This is a genomic window from Candidatus Protofrankia californiensis (genome assembly GCF_900634765.1).
In the GTDB taxonomy this organism is placed as follows: domain Bacteria; phylum Actinomycetota; class Actinomycetes; order Frankiales; family Frankiaceae; genus Protofrankia; species Protofrankia californiensis.
Genome location: NZ_CAAAFT010000185.1, coordinates 24,559 through 38,528, shown reverse-complemented (window position 1 = coordinate 38,528; position 13,970 = coordinate 24,559). Strand labels below are relative to the sequence as shown.

17 protein-coding genes and 2 pseudogenes are annotated in these 13,970 nt (G+C 68.0%); 11 read left to right on the top strand and 8 right to left on the bottom strand.

The window, feature by feature from the left end:
* Positions 1-230: 230 nt before the first annotated feature.
* A pseudogene (locus DD1DGNOD_RS31130) lies at positions 231-320 on the bottom strand (IS5/IS1182 family transposase); the annotation flags it as partial.
* A 341-nt stretch (positions 321-661) separates the two neighbouring features.
* On the opposite strand from DD1DGNOD_RS31130, the gene DD1DGNOD_RS10380 reads away from it, so the two are divergent.
* Positions 662-964 (top strand): GNAT family N-acetyltransferase, encoded by a 303-nt coding sequence (locus tag DD1DGNOD_RS10380; protein WP_131766420.1) that lies wholly within the window; start codon positions 662-664, stop codon positions 962-964.
* A gap of 129 nt (positions 965-1,093) precedes the next feature.
* Here the strand turns inward: DD1DGNOD_RS10380 and DD1DGNOD_RS10375 are convergent, their stop codons facing one another.
* A complete protein-coding gene (locus DD1DGNOD_RS10375) occupies positions 1,094-1,681 on the bottom strand; it encodes a helix-turn-helix transcriptional regulator (RefSeq protein WP_206443069.1) in 588 nt (195 codons plus the stop codon).
* Positions 1,682-1,835: 154 nt separating this feature from the next.
* Here DD1DGNOD_RS10375 and DD1DGNOD_RS10370 point away from each other — a divergent pair, with 154 nt between their 5' ends.
* The gene (locus DD1DGNOD_RS10370; protein ID WP_131769993.1) at positions 1,836-2,978 is read left to right on the top strand and encodes a saccharopine dehydrogenase family protein; all 1,143 of its coding nucleotides are present in this window, start codon (positions 1,836-1,838) and stop codon (positions 2,976-2,978) included.
* A 212-nt stretch (positions 2,979-3,190) separates the two neighbouring features.
* On the opposite strand, the gene DD1DGNOD_RS10365 is transcribed toward DD1DGNOD_RS10370, so the two are convergent.
* Positions 3,191-4,081, bottom strand: a complete 891-nt coding sequence (locus DD1DGNOD_RS10365; RefSeq protein WP_131766418.1) for an alpha/beta fold hydrolase — start codon at positions 4,079-4,081, stop codon at positions 3,191-3,193.
* A 127-nt stretch (positions 4,082-4,208) separates the two neighbouring features.
* Here DD1DGNOD_RS10365 and DD1DGNOD_RS10360 point away from each other — a divergent pair, with 127 nt between their 5' ends.
* From DD1DGNOD_RS10360 to DD1DGNOD_RS10350, 3 genes are all read left to right on the top strand, one after another.
* Positions 4,209-4,643 carry a LysR family transcriptional regulator gene (locus tag DD1DGNOD_RS10360; protein ID WP_165034903.1) on the top strand — a complete coding sequence of 145 codons (435 nt, stop codon included), beginning with the start codon at positions 4,209-4,211 and terminating at the stop codon, positions 4,641-4,643.
* Positions 4,644-4,654: 11 nt separating this feature from the next.
* Positions 4,655-5,098 (top strand): LysR substrate-binding domain-containing protein, encoded by a 444-nt coding sequence (locus DD1DGNOD_RS10355; RefSeq protein WP_165036572.1) that lies wholly within the window; start codon positions 4,655-4,657, stop codon positions 5,096-5,098.
* Positions 5,099-5,242: 144 nt separating this feature from the next.
* Complete coding sequence (locus DD1DGNOD_RS10350) at positions 5,243-6,169, top strand: sulfite exporter TauE/SafE family protein (RefSeq protein ID WP_346434307.1); 927 nt, start codon at positions 5,243-5,245, stop codon at positions 6,167-6,169.
* Between the two features lie 210 nt (positions 6,170-6,379).
* Here the strand turns inward: DD1DGNOD_RS10350 and DD1DGNOD_RS27925 are convergent, their stop codons facing one another.
* Entirely contained in the window at positions 6,380-6,553 is a 174-nt protein-coding gene (locus DD1DGNOD_RS27925) for a hypothetical protein (protein ID WP_206443067.1), read from the bottom strand.
* A gap of 207 nt (positions 6,554-6,760) precedes the next feature.
* Between DD1DGNOD_RS27925 and DD1DGNOD_RS10345 the strand changes: the two genes are divergently transcribed.
* Entirely contained in the window at positions 6,761-7,762 is a 1,002-nt protein-coding gene (locus DD1DGNOD_RS10345) for an LLM class F420-dependent oxidoreductase (RefSeq protein WP_346434306.1), read from the top strand.
* 387 nt (positions 7,763-8,149) lie between these two features.
* Here the strand turns inward: DD1DGNOD_RS10345 and DD1DGNOD_RS10340 are convergent, their stop codons facing one another.
* Positions 8,150-8,851, bottom strand: a complete 702-nt coding sequence (locus DD1DGNOD_RS10340) for an NAD(P)-dependent oxidoreductase (protein ID WP_131769991.1) — start codon at positions 8,849-8,851, stop codon at positions 8,150-8,152.
* Positions 8,852-8,942: 91 nt separating this feature from the next.
* On the opposite strand from DD1DGNOD_RS10340, the gene DD1DGNOD_RS10335 reads away from it, so the two are divergent.
* The gene (locus tag DD1DGNOD_RS10335; protein ID WP_131769990.1) at positions 8,943-9,680 is read left to right on the top strand and encodes a TetR/AcrR family transcriptional regulator; all 738 of its coding nucleotides are present in this window, start codon (positions 8,943-8,945) and stop codon (positions 9,678-9,680) included.
* Between the two features lie 201 nt (positions 9,681-9,881).
* Positions 9,882-10,124: a hypothetical protein gene (locus DD1DGNOD_RS10330; RefSeq protein ID WP_241255631.1), complete on the top strand. Its 243-nt coding sequence runs from the start codon at positions 9,882-9,884 to the stop codon at positions 10,122-10,124.
* A 96-nt stretch (positions 10,125-10,220) separates the two neighbouring features.
* On the opposite strand, the gene DD1DGNOD_RS10325 is transcribed toward DD1DGNOD_RS10330, so the two are convergent.
* Positions 10,221-11,219, bottom strand: coding sequence for a 3'-5' exonuclease (locus DD1DGNOD_RS10325; protein WP_241255630.1), 999 nt, complete (start codon positions 11,217-11,219; stop codon positions 10,221-10,223).
* A gap of 154 nt (positions 11,220-11,373) precedes the next feature.
* On the bottom strand, positions 11,374-11,949 hold the full coding sequence (locus tag DD1DGNOD_RS10320; protein ID WP_131766412.1) for a YceI family protein: 576 nt from the start codon (positions 11,947-11,949) through the stop codon (positions 11,374-11,376).
* A 151-nt stretch (positions 11,950-12,100) separates the two neighbouring features.
* Between DD1DGNOD_RS10320 and DD1DGNOD_RS10315 the strand changes: the two genes are divergently transcribed.
* Complete coding sequence (locus tag DD1DGNOD_RS10315) at positions 12,101-12,379, top strand: hypothetical protein (RefSeq protein WP_206443066.1); 279 nt, start codon at positions 12,101-12,103, stop codon at positions 12,377-12,379.
* Positions 12,380-12,449: 70 nt separating this feature from the next.
* On the opposite strand, the gene DD1DGNOD_RS26820 is transcribed toward DD1DGNOD_RS10315, so the two are convergent.
* The gene (locus DD1DGNOD_RS26820; protein ID WP_165034901.1) at positions 12,450-12,623 is read right to left on the bottom strand and encodes a hypothetical protein; all 174 of its coding nucleotides are present in this window, start codon (positions 12,621-12,623) and stop codon (positions 12,450-12,452) included.
* A 268-nt stretch (positions 12,624-12,891) separates the two neighbouring features.
* Here DD1DGNOD_RS26820 and DD1DGNOD_RS10310 point away from each other — a divergent pair, with 268 nt between their 5' ends.
* Both DD1DGNOD_RS10310 and DD1DGNOD_RS26815 read left to right on the top strand, forming a co-directional pair.
* Positions 12,892-13,728 carry an undecaprenyl-diphosphate phosphatase gene (locus DD1DGNOD_RS10310; protein WP_131769988.1) on the top strand — a complete coding sequence of 279 codons (837 nt, stop codon included), beginning with the start codon at positions 12,892-12,894 and terminating at the stop codon, positions 13,726-13,728.
* A gap of 41 nt (positions 13,729-13,769) precedes the next feature.
* Positions 13,770-13,970 (top strand): annotated as a pseudogene (locus DD1DGNOD_RS26815) (phosphatase PAP2 family protein); the annotation flags it as partial.

Here is a 13,970-nt window from a genome sequence, read left to right as displayed (position 1 = left end):
CCTCACCCGGTCACGGCTGGCCCTCGGCGAAGACCACCCTCACACGATCAGCATCCGACAGGCGCTCACTGATCTCGAAGGGCGTGTCATATAGGTACGGCGAATTGAACCAACCCGGCGGCGGGATCCGACACGCCCGGCGAGCACGGCCGGCAGGCTGCGCGGTGTGGGCGCGCCGCCGCCCTGATCCAGGGAATCGCCAGGACTTGCGACGCCAGCCGCCACCTGCCACATGAGCGGCAGGCCACCCCCGTTGGTCAGGACATGCACTTTCGAACCTTTCTTCCCCGGTCCACGGGGTTCGGGCCGGCCAATGAGCCACGTTATCGCGTTCCGTCAGCTTCGGCTATGATCGCGTGGGCGAACATCGACCTGGCACACGTTCATCATCTCGACTGGAGCAATGCGTGGGATGGATGCTGCTGCGCGGCCCGAGTCACCTCGGGTGCAGGAAGAATGGTTCTCACGTCATCCTGACTCGCCATCTCATCTTCTGGACACCGACGTTACGAAACTGGGCCCCGGCATACGCTGGAGCCAGCGACCCGGAAGCCCAGCGGTGGCTCGGCTGGGCACATAAGAGCGTCGTGCCCAGAGAAAACATGCAAAGCTGCTCCTGGAAAAACCAGGCCGGCCGGGTCCGCCTCATGCCCAGGTAGGGATGCATGCGCTGGTCGCCGTCTCCAAGGACCGCAACGAATATGCCGGAATGGCGACCGTCTATAATGACCAAGAAACCTGGTCGGCAGGCGGCTGGCTCGCCCCCACCTACAGTCAGCATGGACTCGGCCACGAATTGTTTGAGGCGGCGTGCTTACTGGCGCACGGATATCTGGGAATCTGCACCCTGCAGGCGGGCGCCGAAAACAGGAACATAGCATCGCAGCGCGCACTGGCCGCCGCCGGATTCCTCCCGACCCACGGTCCCCGTCAACACACACGCTGCCCAACGGCCGAGTCATAGAATCGCTGTGGTTTCAGCACACCACTACGAAACCGACCCACTGTAAGTAGCGTCGTCACCTTTCGCCCTCACGCTCCACCACGCCCGCGTCAGCGCAGGGCAGGGCAGGTGGGCTTTGTTACCGCCGCCTCACTGCGCCGAAACCTGCGCACGGTGGCAGGCGTCTCCCTCACGGCCTACCGCCGCCCCTTCCGCGCCGAGCGCGGCCGTCAGCTCGGGTCGTGAGGTGACGGCCACCTTGGCAAAGATCGATTTCACGTGGTCGCGCACGGTATGGCGGGAGATCAGACAGCCCATCCCCCACGTGGCGCTGCCGGCGCGCGCAAGCAGACGCAGCTCGTCGCGCAGCCCTATCGGTGCGTACACGAGGCGGTGACGAGCGCTTCGGCCCACCTCGCCTCCGGTCGCGGCGGCCAGGGACACGGCGGAGTGCCCGCAACGGTCGAGGTCGACGAACCGGTTGACATCGGTGCCCGCCAACTCGTTGCGGATCTCTTCGGCGTGGACGCCGGCGATCAGGCCGACGGTGTGCAGACCCGTCGGCAGGAGCGTCTCGGGGTCGCTGGTCATCCACGTGCCCGAGTCGTAGGGCACCACGCGGCGGAGCCGTTCGGCGACCTCATGCACGAGGTCGTCCGGGTCGACGCGCTGCTCGCAGAGGTCCGCGACGCCTTCGCGAACGGCGCTGGCGCGGCTCCCGAGGGTCGGCTTCGGCACGACGCGGCCGTATCCCGCGGTGCGGCGCCCGGTAATCCCCCAGGTTGGGGGGATGCGCGATCCCCGCGGACGCGGGATGGGCGTCCGGTTCGACGCCGGCAATTATGACCGGCGTCGAATATGACCGACGTCGAACCCTGAAAGGACACCGTTCATGACAATCGCTGTTTACGGAGCAAGCGGGTATACCGGCCGGTTGGTGGCCGCCGAGCTGCACCGCCGCGGCTTTTCCATGGTGCTCTCCGGCCGCGACGGTGACCGGCTGCACGCCCTGTCGCGACAGCTTGGCAGCGGCACGCCACACGGCGCGGACAAACACCAGCAACACCAGCAGCAGCAGCGCCAGGGTGGACGGAGCCGTGGTGGATGTGGCCGTACGGCCAGCCGGCATCGACCGGCCGACCTCGCAGCCGCTTTCCATGGCTGCGACGCCGTCATCAACTGTGCGGGTCCGTTCCTGGAACTGGGCGAACCGGTGGTGCGGGCTACAATCGCCGCGGGATGCCACTACGTCGACACGAGCGCCGAGCAGATGTTCGTCAAAGGCGTCTTCGACGACCTCACCGCCGACGCCGAGCGCGGCGGGGTGACAGTCGTGCCCGCGACCGGCTACGACATCGTTCCCGCCGACCTGCTTGCGCACGCCACCGCTGAGCTGGTCACGCCGGTCTCCGACCTCGTCATCGCCTACGACATGCAGGACTTCGACATGACCCGCGGCACGTTGCGGTCGGCGTTCGCCATGATGACCAGCGGCCAGCTGAGCTATGTCGACGGCGAATGGCGCCCAGGAGAACCACCCACCAACCACACCTCGGTGGCATTTCCGGGAAACGCCGGGCCGACTCCGGTCATGAACTGGCCTGGGTGCGAGATTGTCACCGTTCCCCACCATGTGCGAACCGGTCAGCTCTCGGTCGTCATCAACGCAAGCGCCGCCACACCGGAGTTCTTCCAGCTTCTCCAGATGCCCGTGGACGCGGTGGCCGAGATTGTCAACGGTCTTCCAGAAGGGCCTACCGAGGCGCGGCGGCCCGCGGCCGCGTTCACGATCGTCGCGGACGCTGTCGGCTCCGATGGACGCCGTGCCCGCGGCCTCCTGCAGGGTCGTGACATCTACGGATGCACCGCGGTGATCGCGGTCGAGGCCGTCCGGCGACTGCTCTCGCAGCCCGTCCGGCCTGGTGTGCTTGCGCCGTCCGAGGCTTACGGGGTCGCGGACTTCCTGGACTTCCTCGTCCCGTACGGCTTCTCCTGGAGCGTCGAGACGCTCCAGGACGCGCCGTCACCGGCGTAGAAAGAGCTGTAGAAAAAGCTGCGGCTGCCACTCCTACCAGGCGTGGCGATCGTCCGTCACGATGATCGTCTCGCGACGTGGGCGTCCCGGGGCGGGAGCGTCCCGGGGCGGCCACCGTCAGGTGGCGGGAGTAGTCGCGGCACTGATCCTGAGCTTCGTCGGGACGCCACTGGTCGGTGCCGGCGAGGAATCGGCGACGGATTACACCCCGCTCAGGTCTGGTCGAGCAGGGTCCGCAGGGCGGCCGTGACCTCCTTGGGTCGGTCGTCGGGGAGCAGGTGGCCGCCGTCGAGGACGACGCTGCGAAGCTTCGGTGCCCACGTCCTCCAGGCTCCTTCGAAGTCAAAGGGAGGCGCAGTCCCGGCCCCCTGGTTCCACACAGCGGTGACTGGCATCGTGAGCCGCCTGCCCCGGGCAAGATCCTCCTCGTCGTGGCGGCCATCCACACATGCTCCTGCCCGGTAGTCTGCGCAGATCGCGCGGATACTCTCTGGTCTGCGCGCCGCGCCGAGATAGGCCGCCCGCACGTCGGCGGGTATCGCGGCCGGATCGCTGACCCAGACGTCCAGGAAATAGCCGAAGTACTCGTCGGGATCCGCACCGATCATTCGCTCTGGCAGCGGAGCTGAGTGAGCCATGAAGTACAGGTGGAAGAGTGCAACGCTGAGCTGAGCGGTCAGCGCCTTCCACAGGTCGGTGATGGGAATCACCCCGAGGACCGCGAGGTGGCTGATCCGGTCGGGATGATCCAACCCAGCTCTGAAGGCGACACCCGCCCCACGGTCGTGGCCGGCAACGGCGAAACGGTCGTGGCCGAGCTGACCGGCGAGCGCGACGATGTCAACGGCCATCGTGCGCTTACTGTAGACGGTGTGGCCGGCATCGTCGGCCGGTTTGTCACTGTTACCGTAGCCCCGCAGGTCCGGGCAGATGACCTGATAGTCGGCGGCGAGATCCGTCGCGACATGCCGCCATGCCAAGTGTGTCTGCGGGAATCCGTGCAGTAGAATAACCGGATTTCCACGGCCTCCGAACGCGACATTGAGTGTCACATCACCGACGGTCACCCGCTGGTAGTCGAACCCGGGGATCAGCACGGTCATGGTAAAGGCTCTCCTGAGGATTGGCGTGAAGCGGACCATGCCCACCCTGGCCCCGGCGGCCATGGACGAACAACAGGGAAGAACGAAACAATCGGACGCGTTCGGTTAACGATCAGGGAGGTTGGCGGTGGAACGACATGAGGTCGAAGCGTTCCTGGTCCTGGCCGAGGAGCTGCACTTCGGGCGTGCCACCGAGCGGCTACGCCTGTCGAAGGCGCGGGTCAGCCAGACGATCCAACGGCTGGAACGCCGCATCGGGACTCCGCTGTTCGAACGCACCAGCCGCACGGTGGCGCTGACCCCGATCGGCTGCCAGTTCCGTAACGATCTGGAACCGGCCCACGCGCTGACAAACGCAGCCCTCAAAAAGGCGATTGCCGCCGCTTACGAGGTCAACCGAGTTCTTCGCGTGGGTTTCCTCGGACCCACCGCCGGCGATTTTCTCCTCGCCGCCATGCAGGTGTTCCGCGACCACCATCCGGACTGTGAGATCTCGCTCCACGAGATTCATCTCGACGACCAGTACGGACCAATACGCCGGGGGATGTCGACCTTGCGCTGACCAAGTTCCCCGTGCGCGAACCCGACCTGACCACGGGCCGGATCCTCCTCCGCGAGCCCAAACTGCTGGCGCTATCCGGCCGGCACCGCCTCGCCGGTCGCGAGGCGATCTGTCTGGAGGACGTCGCCGACGACACGTTCGCAGATGTTGTCGCTTCTGTGCCGGACTACTGGCGGGACGCCCACCTGCCCCGACAGACTCCACTCGGGAAGGCTCTCGCGCGCGGGCCGGCAGTTACCACTCTGAACGAGATCCTGCTGGTCGCCGCCGCCGGCCAGGCCATCAGCACGGTGGATATTCAGGTGGCCCGGCGACATGCTCGACGTGACATTTTCTACGCCCGGTTGCTGGACACGCCGCCCTTCGAGATGGGGTTTGTCTGGCGGACGACCGCAGAGGCCGCTCTCGTCCGTAGCTTCATCCGCGTCGCGCACGATCTCCCCCGTCATCACTGATCCCTCCCCCGTCATCACCGACCGTCCCCCCTGCGGTAACCGCAGCCCGCGGGAGTCCGCAGCGGAGTGGGGACAGCACGCGCCAGCGGGGTGTACGCGCCGTGTCAGCGTGGCCCGGCAGCCTGTGCCGCCTGCTTCTCGCCCTTGTCGGGCCTGGGCGCGCAGCTCGTCGACGGCAGCCTCGGCATGGCCTACGGGGTCACCTCGACCACCCTGCTACTGGCCATCGGGACCAGTCCGGCGGCAGCGTCGGCCACCATCCACCTCGCCGAGATCGGCACGACGCTCGTTTCCGGTATCTCCCACTGGCGCTTCGGCAACGTCGAGTGGAAGGTCGTCGCCAATGTCGGCCTACCCGGGGCGGTCGGCGCGTTCGCGGGCGCCACGTTCCTGTCCGGCCTGTCCACCGAGACAGCCGCTCCGCTCATGTCGATCATCCTGCTCACGCTCGGTCTCTACATCCTGATCCGGTTCACCGTCGTCGGCCTGCCCAAGGGCAACCTCGGCAAGCCCCTGCACAAGCGTTTCCTCGCTCCGCTCGGCATCGTCGCCGGCTTCGTCGACTCGACCGGCGGGGGCGGATGGGGCCCGGTCGGCACCCCCGCCATCCTCGCCAGCGGGCGCCTGGAACCCCGCAAGACGATCGGCTCCATCGACACCAGCGAGTTCCTCATCGCGATCGCCGCCAGCATCGGCTTCATCGTCGGCATCGGCTCCAAGAACATCGACTTCGCCTGGGTCGCTGCCCTGCTGATCGGCGGCGTCATCGCCGCGCCGATCGCGGCCTGGCTCGTCCGGCACATTCCGCCGCGCGTGCTCGGCTCCGGCGTCGGCGGCATCATCATTCTCACCAACACCCGCACCCTGCTGCGCAGCGACTGGATCGGCGCTTCCGAGCGCGTCCTCTATATCTGCTACACCGTCATCTACGCCGTCTGGGCCGCCGCCCTCGCCTACTCGATCCTCCAGTACCGGGCCAACCGTGACGAGGAACGCCGCATCATCGCCGAGGCCGAGGCCGCCACCGCCAACTCAGCCTTGGAGGGGGAGACCGCCACCACGAGACTCTGACCCAGGGCCGAAGGCGGTTCCACCGCTCACGCTCATGTCCCCCACGCCCCGCGGCGAGTCGCGCGAACACATTGCGCTCGCTTCCGACGCGCGGAGGGCGCCGACTTCTGACATGCGCGCCAAGGCCTCGCCGCGCGGCCCAGACATGGTCATCGGCACCAGACGGCACGCGGAAGAGTCACCATGGACGGGTGTCAGACCGCGCGGGCGTCACGTCACCGCGACCGCGACACGAACGTGACCGGAGCCCGTGAGTGGAGTAACAGGACGAACACCTTCCTGGTTGGGCAATGCCACGGCCAGCAGGATCGTCGACAGCCCGGGTATCCCGGCCTGCGGGCCCAGGACGTTCCAGACCGGGATCTTCGAGGGGAGACGAAACATAACCAAGGCGACGACGCGGTCCAGGTTCTCTCGTCACCCGCCCATACACCCGCCAGCTGGTCGCCGCCGTCCCTCGCCTGCTACCCGGCCCGGCGCCCGCATCCACAGGAGACCGCTCCAGCGATGACACCGACAGGAGAGCATGATCGCGTGAACGCCGACACGTCAGAAGGAACCGCCGACACGTCGGAGGGATCGGAGGGAGATGTGCGCTGGGGGGTCACCCTGCCGCTTCCCGGCCTGCCGCTGCGCGCGCACCGGCCGCTGTTCGAAGGCCTCGTCGACGCCGGCTACACCGATGTCTGGACCGCCGAAGGCGGTGGAACGGACGCGTTCACCCCGCTGGCCGTCGGCGCCGCCTGGGCACCGTCACTCCGGTTGGCGTCGGCGATCGTGCCGGTGTTCACCCGCGGCCCCGCCGTCCTGGCGCAGACCGCCGCCACACTCGCCGATCTCACCTCCGGCGGGCTCGTGCTGGGTATCGGGTCATCCGTGCCCGCGCACGTCAGCGACATCAACGGGATCCCTTTCACCCAGCCGTTTCAACGCACTCGTGACACCTTGCGCTTCCTCACGCGTGCACTGCGCGGCGAGGCCGTCGCCGGTGATTTCGACACGTTCTCGATCCGCGGCTTCGCGCTCGCCGAGCCGCCGGCGGTGACGCCCAAGGTGATACTCGGGGCCCTGCGGCCGAGGATGCTGCGGCTGGGCTTCGCCGAAGGGGACGGTGTGGTCACGAACCTGCTGTTCGCCCGCGACGTCCCGCGGGTCGTCGAGGCCGCCGGGCCGAGGCGACCTGGGCAGGAACTGGTGGTCAAGGTGTTCGTGGCGCCCACCACGAACAGCGCCGCGGCGCGCGCGGCAACGCGGCCGTTCCTCGGATGGATCCTCAACCAGGAGCCGTACCACGCTTTTCATCAGTGGCTCGGAAACGGCGACCTCCTCGCGGACAGCCACGCCCGCTGGCTGGCCGGTGACCGGGCCGGCGCGGCCGCAGCCCTGCCGGACGCGGTCGTCGACGGCCTTTTCGTCCATGGCAGCCCCGAGGAGTGCCGCGAGCAGGTGGCGCGCTACATCCAGCCCGGGGTCACCGCCATTCAGCTCTATGTCCGGCTGCCGCCCTCCGCCGTGCGTGATGCGGCGGCCGTGCTCGATATTCTGCGAAACCTTCGTCCCGGCGACACGCGGGACGGCGGTCATTCGAGCTGACCGGCCCGAACATCTGCAGAGTCCTCCGTAACCTGCGTGGGAGAGGACTGGTCGTGACCAGTTCCGGCCGGTCCATCTGTCGCCGCAGGATTCCGCGTGTCACGGGCCGGAGCGACACCACGAGCGCGGCGGGACGGTCAGTACGGTGCCGTCGGCGGCATCGGGGACGTCGGGAAGGGTCATCTTCAACCAACCTCGACATGCAGAGGATCGGCCGTGGGGGCCCGGCCGCGAGGACGCTGCCTCCAACGGGGACACGGGCACGGATGCCGGCGGCGACACCGGCATCCGTCGGCCCAGGTCCAGGTCCAGGGGCGGGCCGAGCCGTCCACGACGAACGTGGCCGCAGCGTCGGCTCGCCACTGACGTCCCCCCGTCGGCGTCCGCTTAGTAGCCGATCGTGAAGCGGCGCTGGACGAAGCGGGGCAGCTCCGCCTCGTCGACAAGCGCGACGGCGGCATCCTCCATGGAGATGCGGCTGTGCCCGTCGGGGTCGAGGACCGGCTGGTCGCCGCCGATCCGGAACCGGCCCGTCCGCTCGCCGGGAGCGATGTTCTCTGCGGGGCTGAAGTAGGTCCACAGCCGGTTGGACGTACGCAGGACGTTCAGGGCGTCCCGATGACCGCGTACCGCGGCGGCGTACTCCCTGGGAAGGCCGAGCAGATCGAGGCTCGCATGCAGGTGCTCGTCGGAGTCGGCTCGTACGAGTCCGGGCTCGATCTCCAGGCTGCCGGCGCCGCCGATCACGATCAGCCGGATCCGGGGGTGGCTCTCCAGCGCCTTCACCAGCGCCCGCGCGGCGGTGGCGTAGACCATGGGATCGGAGATCGAACGCTTGACGGTATCCGCGAGATCCTTGGCGGCGTTGCCGGGCTGGAATCCGCTGATCAACACGTCCAGACCAGGGATGACCGCGGCTATCCTGCCGGCGTCGAGGACGTCGATGCTCTTCCAGACGATGTTCTCCCTCTCCTCGCTGATCTGCGTGACATCGCGGGTGAACGCCGTGACGTGATGGCCCCGGCCGAGGGCTTCGGTGACGACGCGACTGCCGATGCTGCCCGTGGCCCCGATGACTCCGACGTGCATAACTCCCCCTCGTGCTGTGATGTGTGTGGAAACTATACGTCGTGAAGTTACGATACGGCAATCCGTCTGGCTACGCTGTAGAGTGGCTGCTATGGGAAGCGCGCTTGCGGGACACACACGGGGACGCCGCGAGCGACTACGGACCGAGACGACAGCGGAAATCAAGACGGTCGCCCTCGAGCTGATGGCCTCGGGCGGACCCGACGCGATCACGCTGCGGGCCATCGCCCGCGAGATGGGCATGACCGCCAACGCCATCTACGGCTACTTCACCACCCGCGACGATCTGGTCACCACACTCATCAACGACGTGTACACCTCGCTGGCCGACACCGTGGACGCCGCCTGGGACGCCATCCCCGCCGAGGAGCCAGCCGACCGGATCCAGGCATGGGCGCGCGCCTTCCGGGGCTGGGCCCTGGCCAATCCCGAAGGCTTCCGCCTCATCTACGGCGACCCCGTACCCGGCTACCGAGCCCCCGCAGGCGGCGGCGCCCCGGATGCCGCACGCCGGGTCTGCACCGGCCTCACCGCCCTCGCGGCCGCCGCCTGGCCCCACGCCGAACACCTCTACACAGGCAGCGACTTCGGGTGGTCCGACTTCGACGCCGGCCTCCTGGACAAGGTCCGCCCGGCATTCCCGGACCTCCCCCCGGCCGCCGTGGCACTCGCCCTACACCTCTGGGCCCGCCTGCACGGCCTGGTGTCACTGGAGATCTACGGCCATCTGCGCACCCAGACCATCAGCCCGGACAAGCTCTTCCGCGAGGAACTAACCCAGCTCATCCGGTCACTGGGCCTCACCCCGAAGGGCGGACGGCCCTCCTGACCGGACACGTCCGCGAGCCGAGCCGGCTGTCAACCACATCCACCTTCCGCAGGCAGCCGCCCACCATCAGCGCACCGGTCCCGGCGATCCCCACACCGGCCGGGCGCCTGACAGCGAGAGGGAACCCCGAAGCCTGCGGGTGAAGGCGGCAAGCCGCTGCGAACGATACGAGAATCGAGCCCGCGAGGGCCACTCCCAACCATGCTTTCCAAAACAAGCTTTCCAAACGGGCCGCCCCTCGCCAACAGCACCGTCTGCGCGTCGTGCGGACGCACCTGGCTGCGCTCCCGCGGCCCCGCCCTGACGGGTGTCCTGCTCGGCCTGTATGGCGGCGTTCGGCGCGGCGCACCCGCTGGCGAAGAAGTTCGGGGCGGGCCGTCCGTCCTCACCGTCACGGTGGCCGCGGCCACCGCCTCGTACCTTCTCGCCGATTGTCCGGACTGACCAGGTGAGCGTCCTGTATCGACACAGCCGCCACCGCGAGCTCGTCGCCGCTTCAACCCGGGAACAGGTGGACCGGCGTGGGCCTCAGCGAGCGGCTTACCGACCTCCCGCGAGCGGTTCACGCATGCCCACCCAGAGGCTGTCGCGGGCCCTCGTGAGGGCGACGTAGAGCTGCCGGCGCTCCAGCTGGGCACGCTCGCGATAGGCGTCGGCGGATTCGGACGGATGCCGCGGCCGGGGGAAACGGTTGCGATTCGGTATGCATACGTGGGCGAAGTCGAGGCCCTTGGCCCGGTGGTAGGTGCCGACCTTGACCGCGTCGCAGGTGGTTCCGTCGTACTCCTTGAGAGAGATCGCGGGAATGCCGTTCTTCGTCAGGACGTGCCGCCAGCTCTCCGCCTCGGCGTTCGTCGGCGCGAGCACGGCCATGTCACCGTAACGGATGTCCCGGCCGGCATGGGATTCGAGCAGATGAGCGCAGAGTGCCGACACCTGCGCCGCCGGGTCCGCGACGTCGGCCTCGTGAACATCACCGCCGAGCCGATCGATCTGGACATCGCGTAGTCCGCGTTCCGCGGCGACATCGAGATCCTCGAAGCTGTCGTCGACGACCACCTGCTGGGCATAGCGCAGGATCGCTTCGCGATTGCGGTAGTTGCGCGGCAGCACGGTGGAGCGCCCGACGACGGAGACACCGGCCTCGGACGGGGTGAAACCGCCGGGATAGACGGACTGCCGGCCATCTCCCACGACGAGCAGACCGTCCGGCTTGTCACCGACGAAGGCGTGCAGCAGTTGCAGTCCGACGCACGTCAAGTCCTGCACCTCGTCAACGATCACCGCGTCGAATTCGGTGCCGGTCTTCCGGCGAACCAGGTCGCGGGCCAGCAGCAGCACATCGTCACGGTCGAGGAGGCCGCGCTCGGTCCGCAACTGTTCGTAACGCTCGTACAGCTCCCACACCGCTCGCCGGTGCGTCGGCTGAAGTGGCGTGCTGCGCCCGACCCGCGCCAGCTCGGCGTACTGCTCGAAGCTGGTCAGGCCCCGGCCCTTGATGACCGTCGCGATCTCGTCCCGCCAGTATCCGGCGGCCACGCCGATCCTGGCCAGAACCGACGACTGACGAACACCCCGCCGGTCACCCGGACCTCGCTGCGGCAACGACCAACTGAGGCGAGTAAGCACGAGGGTGTGACCACACCCGAAACGGCCGAGATCCCGGCATCCCACCGCGACCTGATCGATGCTTTTAGGCGCTGCCGGCTGCAGCGGGTTCGAGGACGGCCTCGACATCGACGCTGACGTCGACCATGTCACTGACCACGACACCGCCACGGTCGACAACGTCGTTCCAACTCACGGCGAAGTCGTGCCGGTTGATCCGGGTCGTGGCCACGAAGCCCGTGCGTCGCCGCGGCCCGAGGTCCCGACCGTTCTCCCACCAAGGCGTGTCCCACTGGCCGAGGTAGGTCACGTTCACCGTCACCGGACGCGTGACACCGCGGACCGTGAGATCCCCGGTGAGCTCGAACTCGGTCGCGCTCAGCTGAGCCACTCGGGTTCCTGCGAACGTCCACGTCGGGTGGTGCTCGACGTCGAAGAAGTCCGCGCTGCGCAAGTGAGCGTCTCGGGTGGGCTCGCCGGTGTACACCCCGGTCGCGTCCAACGTCGCCTCAACACGGGCCTTCTCAGGCTCGTCCGGATCGAACTCGACGAACCCGTGAATGTTCTTGATCTGCCCCCGTACGTAGGTGACCATCATGTGCCTGGCCTTGAACTCCGCGCCCGTGTGCCCGGGTTCGAAAAACCACCTCGTCGTGACCACCGTCTCCCTCCTTCGCCGGAGCCGTCGGCAACGCGGCCATCCCCATCGCCACGTTTCTGACGGTCAGGTCGACCGCCAGACCCCCTCGTCCTACCCACAGCCAGAGAAAAGCCTCCGTCGACACCCGCACGGTCACGCGGTGTCCAGCCGGATGTCGCGTCCGGCCGCGACCGTCATGGCCACGGCCGTAGTACTGGTCCTCGCCCATCTTGACCGGCTGGACATCGACGACGCGGTCCGAGCCACCGCGGGCGCCTACCCGTTCCCCCATCTGCGGTCACCGGATGCCATCCACCTGGCCACCGCGGACCAGCTCGTTGCGTCAGGAAAGACAATCAGCGCCTTTGTGACCTACGATAAACGCCTGGCCATCACCGTCGGAGAAGTCGGCTTGGTCGCAGCAGCGCCGGGCCAATCTGTCCCGAAGTGAGTGCCCCCGCATTGAACCGCCCCGTATCGGTGCCGGAAATTCGTCTGTCGGCCTGACCAGGGCTTCTGCGCTACTCATCAGCGCAACGGGAGCGGGCAAGGGCGACGACGGCGATCTCCTCGGTCTGCCGGTAGGGGGCCAGGGACAGGCTGGCGACGACCGTGGCAAACTGCCGACCGTGCGAACTCACCGGTTGCGCGAACAGGCGCGTACCGGGCCGGCTCCTCACGGCATCGTCGGTCAAGATCGCATCGGCTGAGCTTCGCACGACCTGCGCGGAGGTGTTACATCGTCTTCACATGCGTGGTGTCCTAACGCGCAATTCGTCCACGCAAGTCGGTGACCCGCGGCGCGCAACGCTGGTCCGACTGGCGGACGAACCGCACCGTCGACCGAACGGGTCCTGCCAGCGCCGGGCCCGGCTGCTCCTCCGACCCTTGGAGCCGACACGGCTCCAGCATGTGACCGTGCGGCTACCGCCGCGCCCAACCCACCCCAAGGAACACGATCACGTGAGCGCGATCAGCGTCGGGCAGGCCGTCGTCCTCGGCATCGTCGAGGGCGTGACGGAGTTTCTCCCAATCTCCTCCACCGGCCACTTGAAGATCACCGAAGGCTTGATGGGGATCTCGGTCGACGACAGTGCCGTCGTCGGGTTTACCGCGGTCATCCAGGTCGGCGCGATCGCGGCCGTCCTGGTGTACTTTTTCGCCGACATCCGCCGTTTCGTCGGAGCCTGGGCGCACGGGCTGACCAACCCCGAGGCCAGGCAGAATCACGACTACAAGTTCGCCTGGTGGGTGGTCTACGCGACCATTCCTGTCGTCGTCGTGGGTCTCGCGGCCAAGCCCCTGATCGACGGCCCGCTGGCCTCGCTGTGGGTGGTCGCCGGTTCGCTGCTGGCTGGCAGCGCGGTGATGTGGTTCGCCGACCGGTTCGGGCGGCACAAGCGCGGCGAGGACGACATCGACCTCCCCGACGCCATGGTCGTCGGCTCGTCGCAGATCCTCGCCCTGCTGTTCCCCGGGTTCTCCCGGTCCGGCGCCACCATGTCCACCGCGCTGATCCGGGACCTGGACCGGGTGGCGGCCACCCGGCTGTCGTTCTTCCTGTCCGTTCCTGCACTGACCGGCGCGGGTCTGTACGAGCTGAAGGACGCCGTCGGCGGCGGGGTAGCCGTCATGCCGCTGGCGGTCGGCACGCTGGTGTCGTTCGTCGTGGCGTACGCCTCGATCGCCTGGCTCCTGAAGTACGTCGCCAAGCACTCCTTCGACGCGTTCGTCGCCTACCGCGTCGCCGTAGGCCTCGCGCTGTTCGGGCTCCTGGCCACCGGAGCACTCACTGGCTGACGCCCCGCCCACGCCCTCCGGCAGCGCGAAAGGAGACAACCGTGAGCGCCCCTCGTCGTCTTGCCACCGCCGTGGCGGGGCTCCTGCTGGCGGTGCTCGTGGCTGCCGTCGCCGCCCGCCACGGCACCCCGTTCGCCGTCGACGCCGCCCTCCACCAGTGGGCGCTGTCCCACCGCAGCACCCCGGCGACCGACGTCGCGACCGCGGTCACCGACAGCGGGAACGGCGGTTGGGCGTACGTC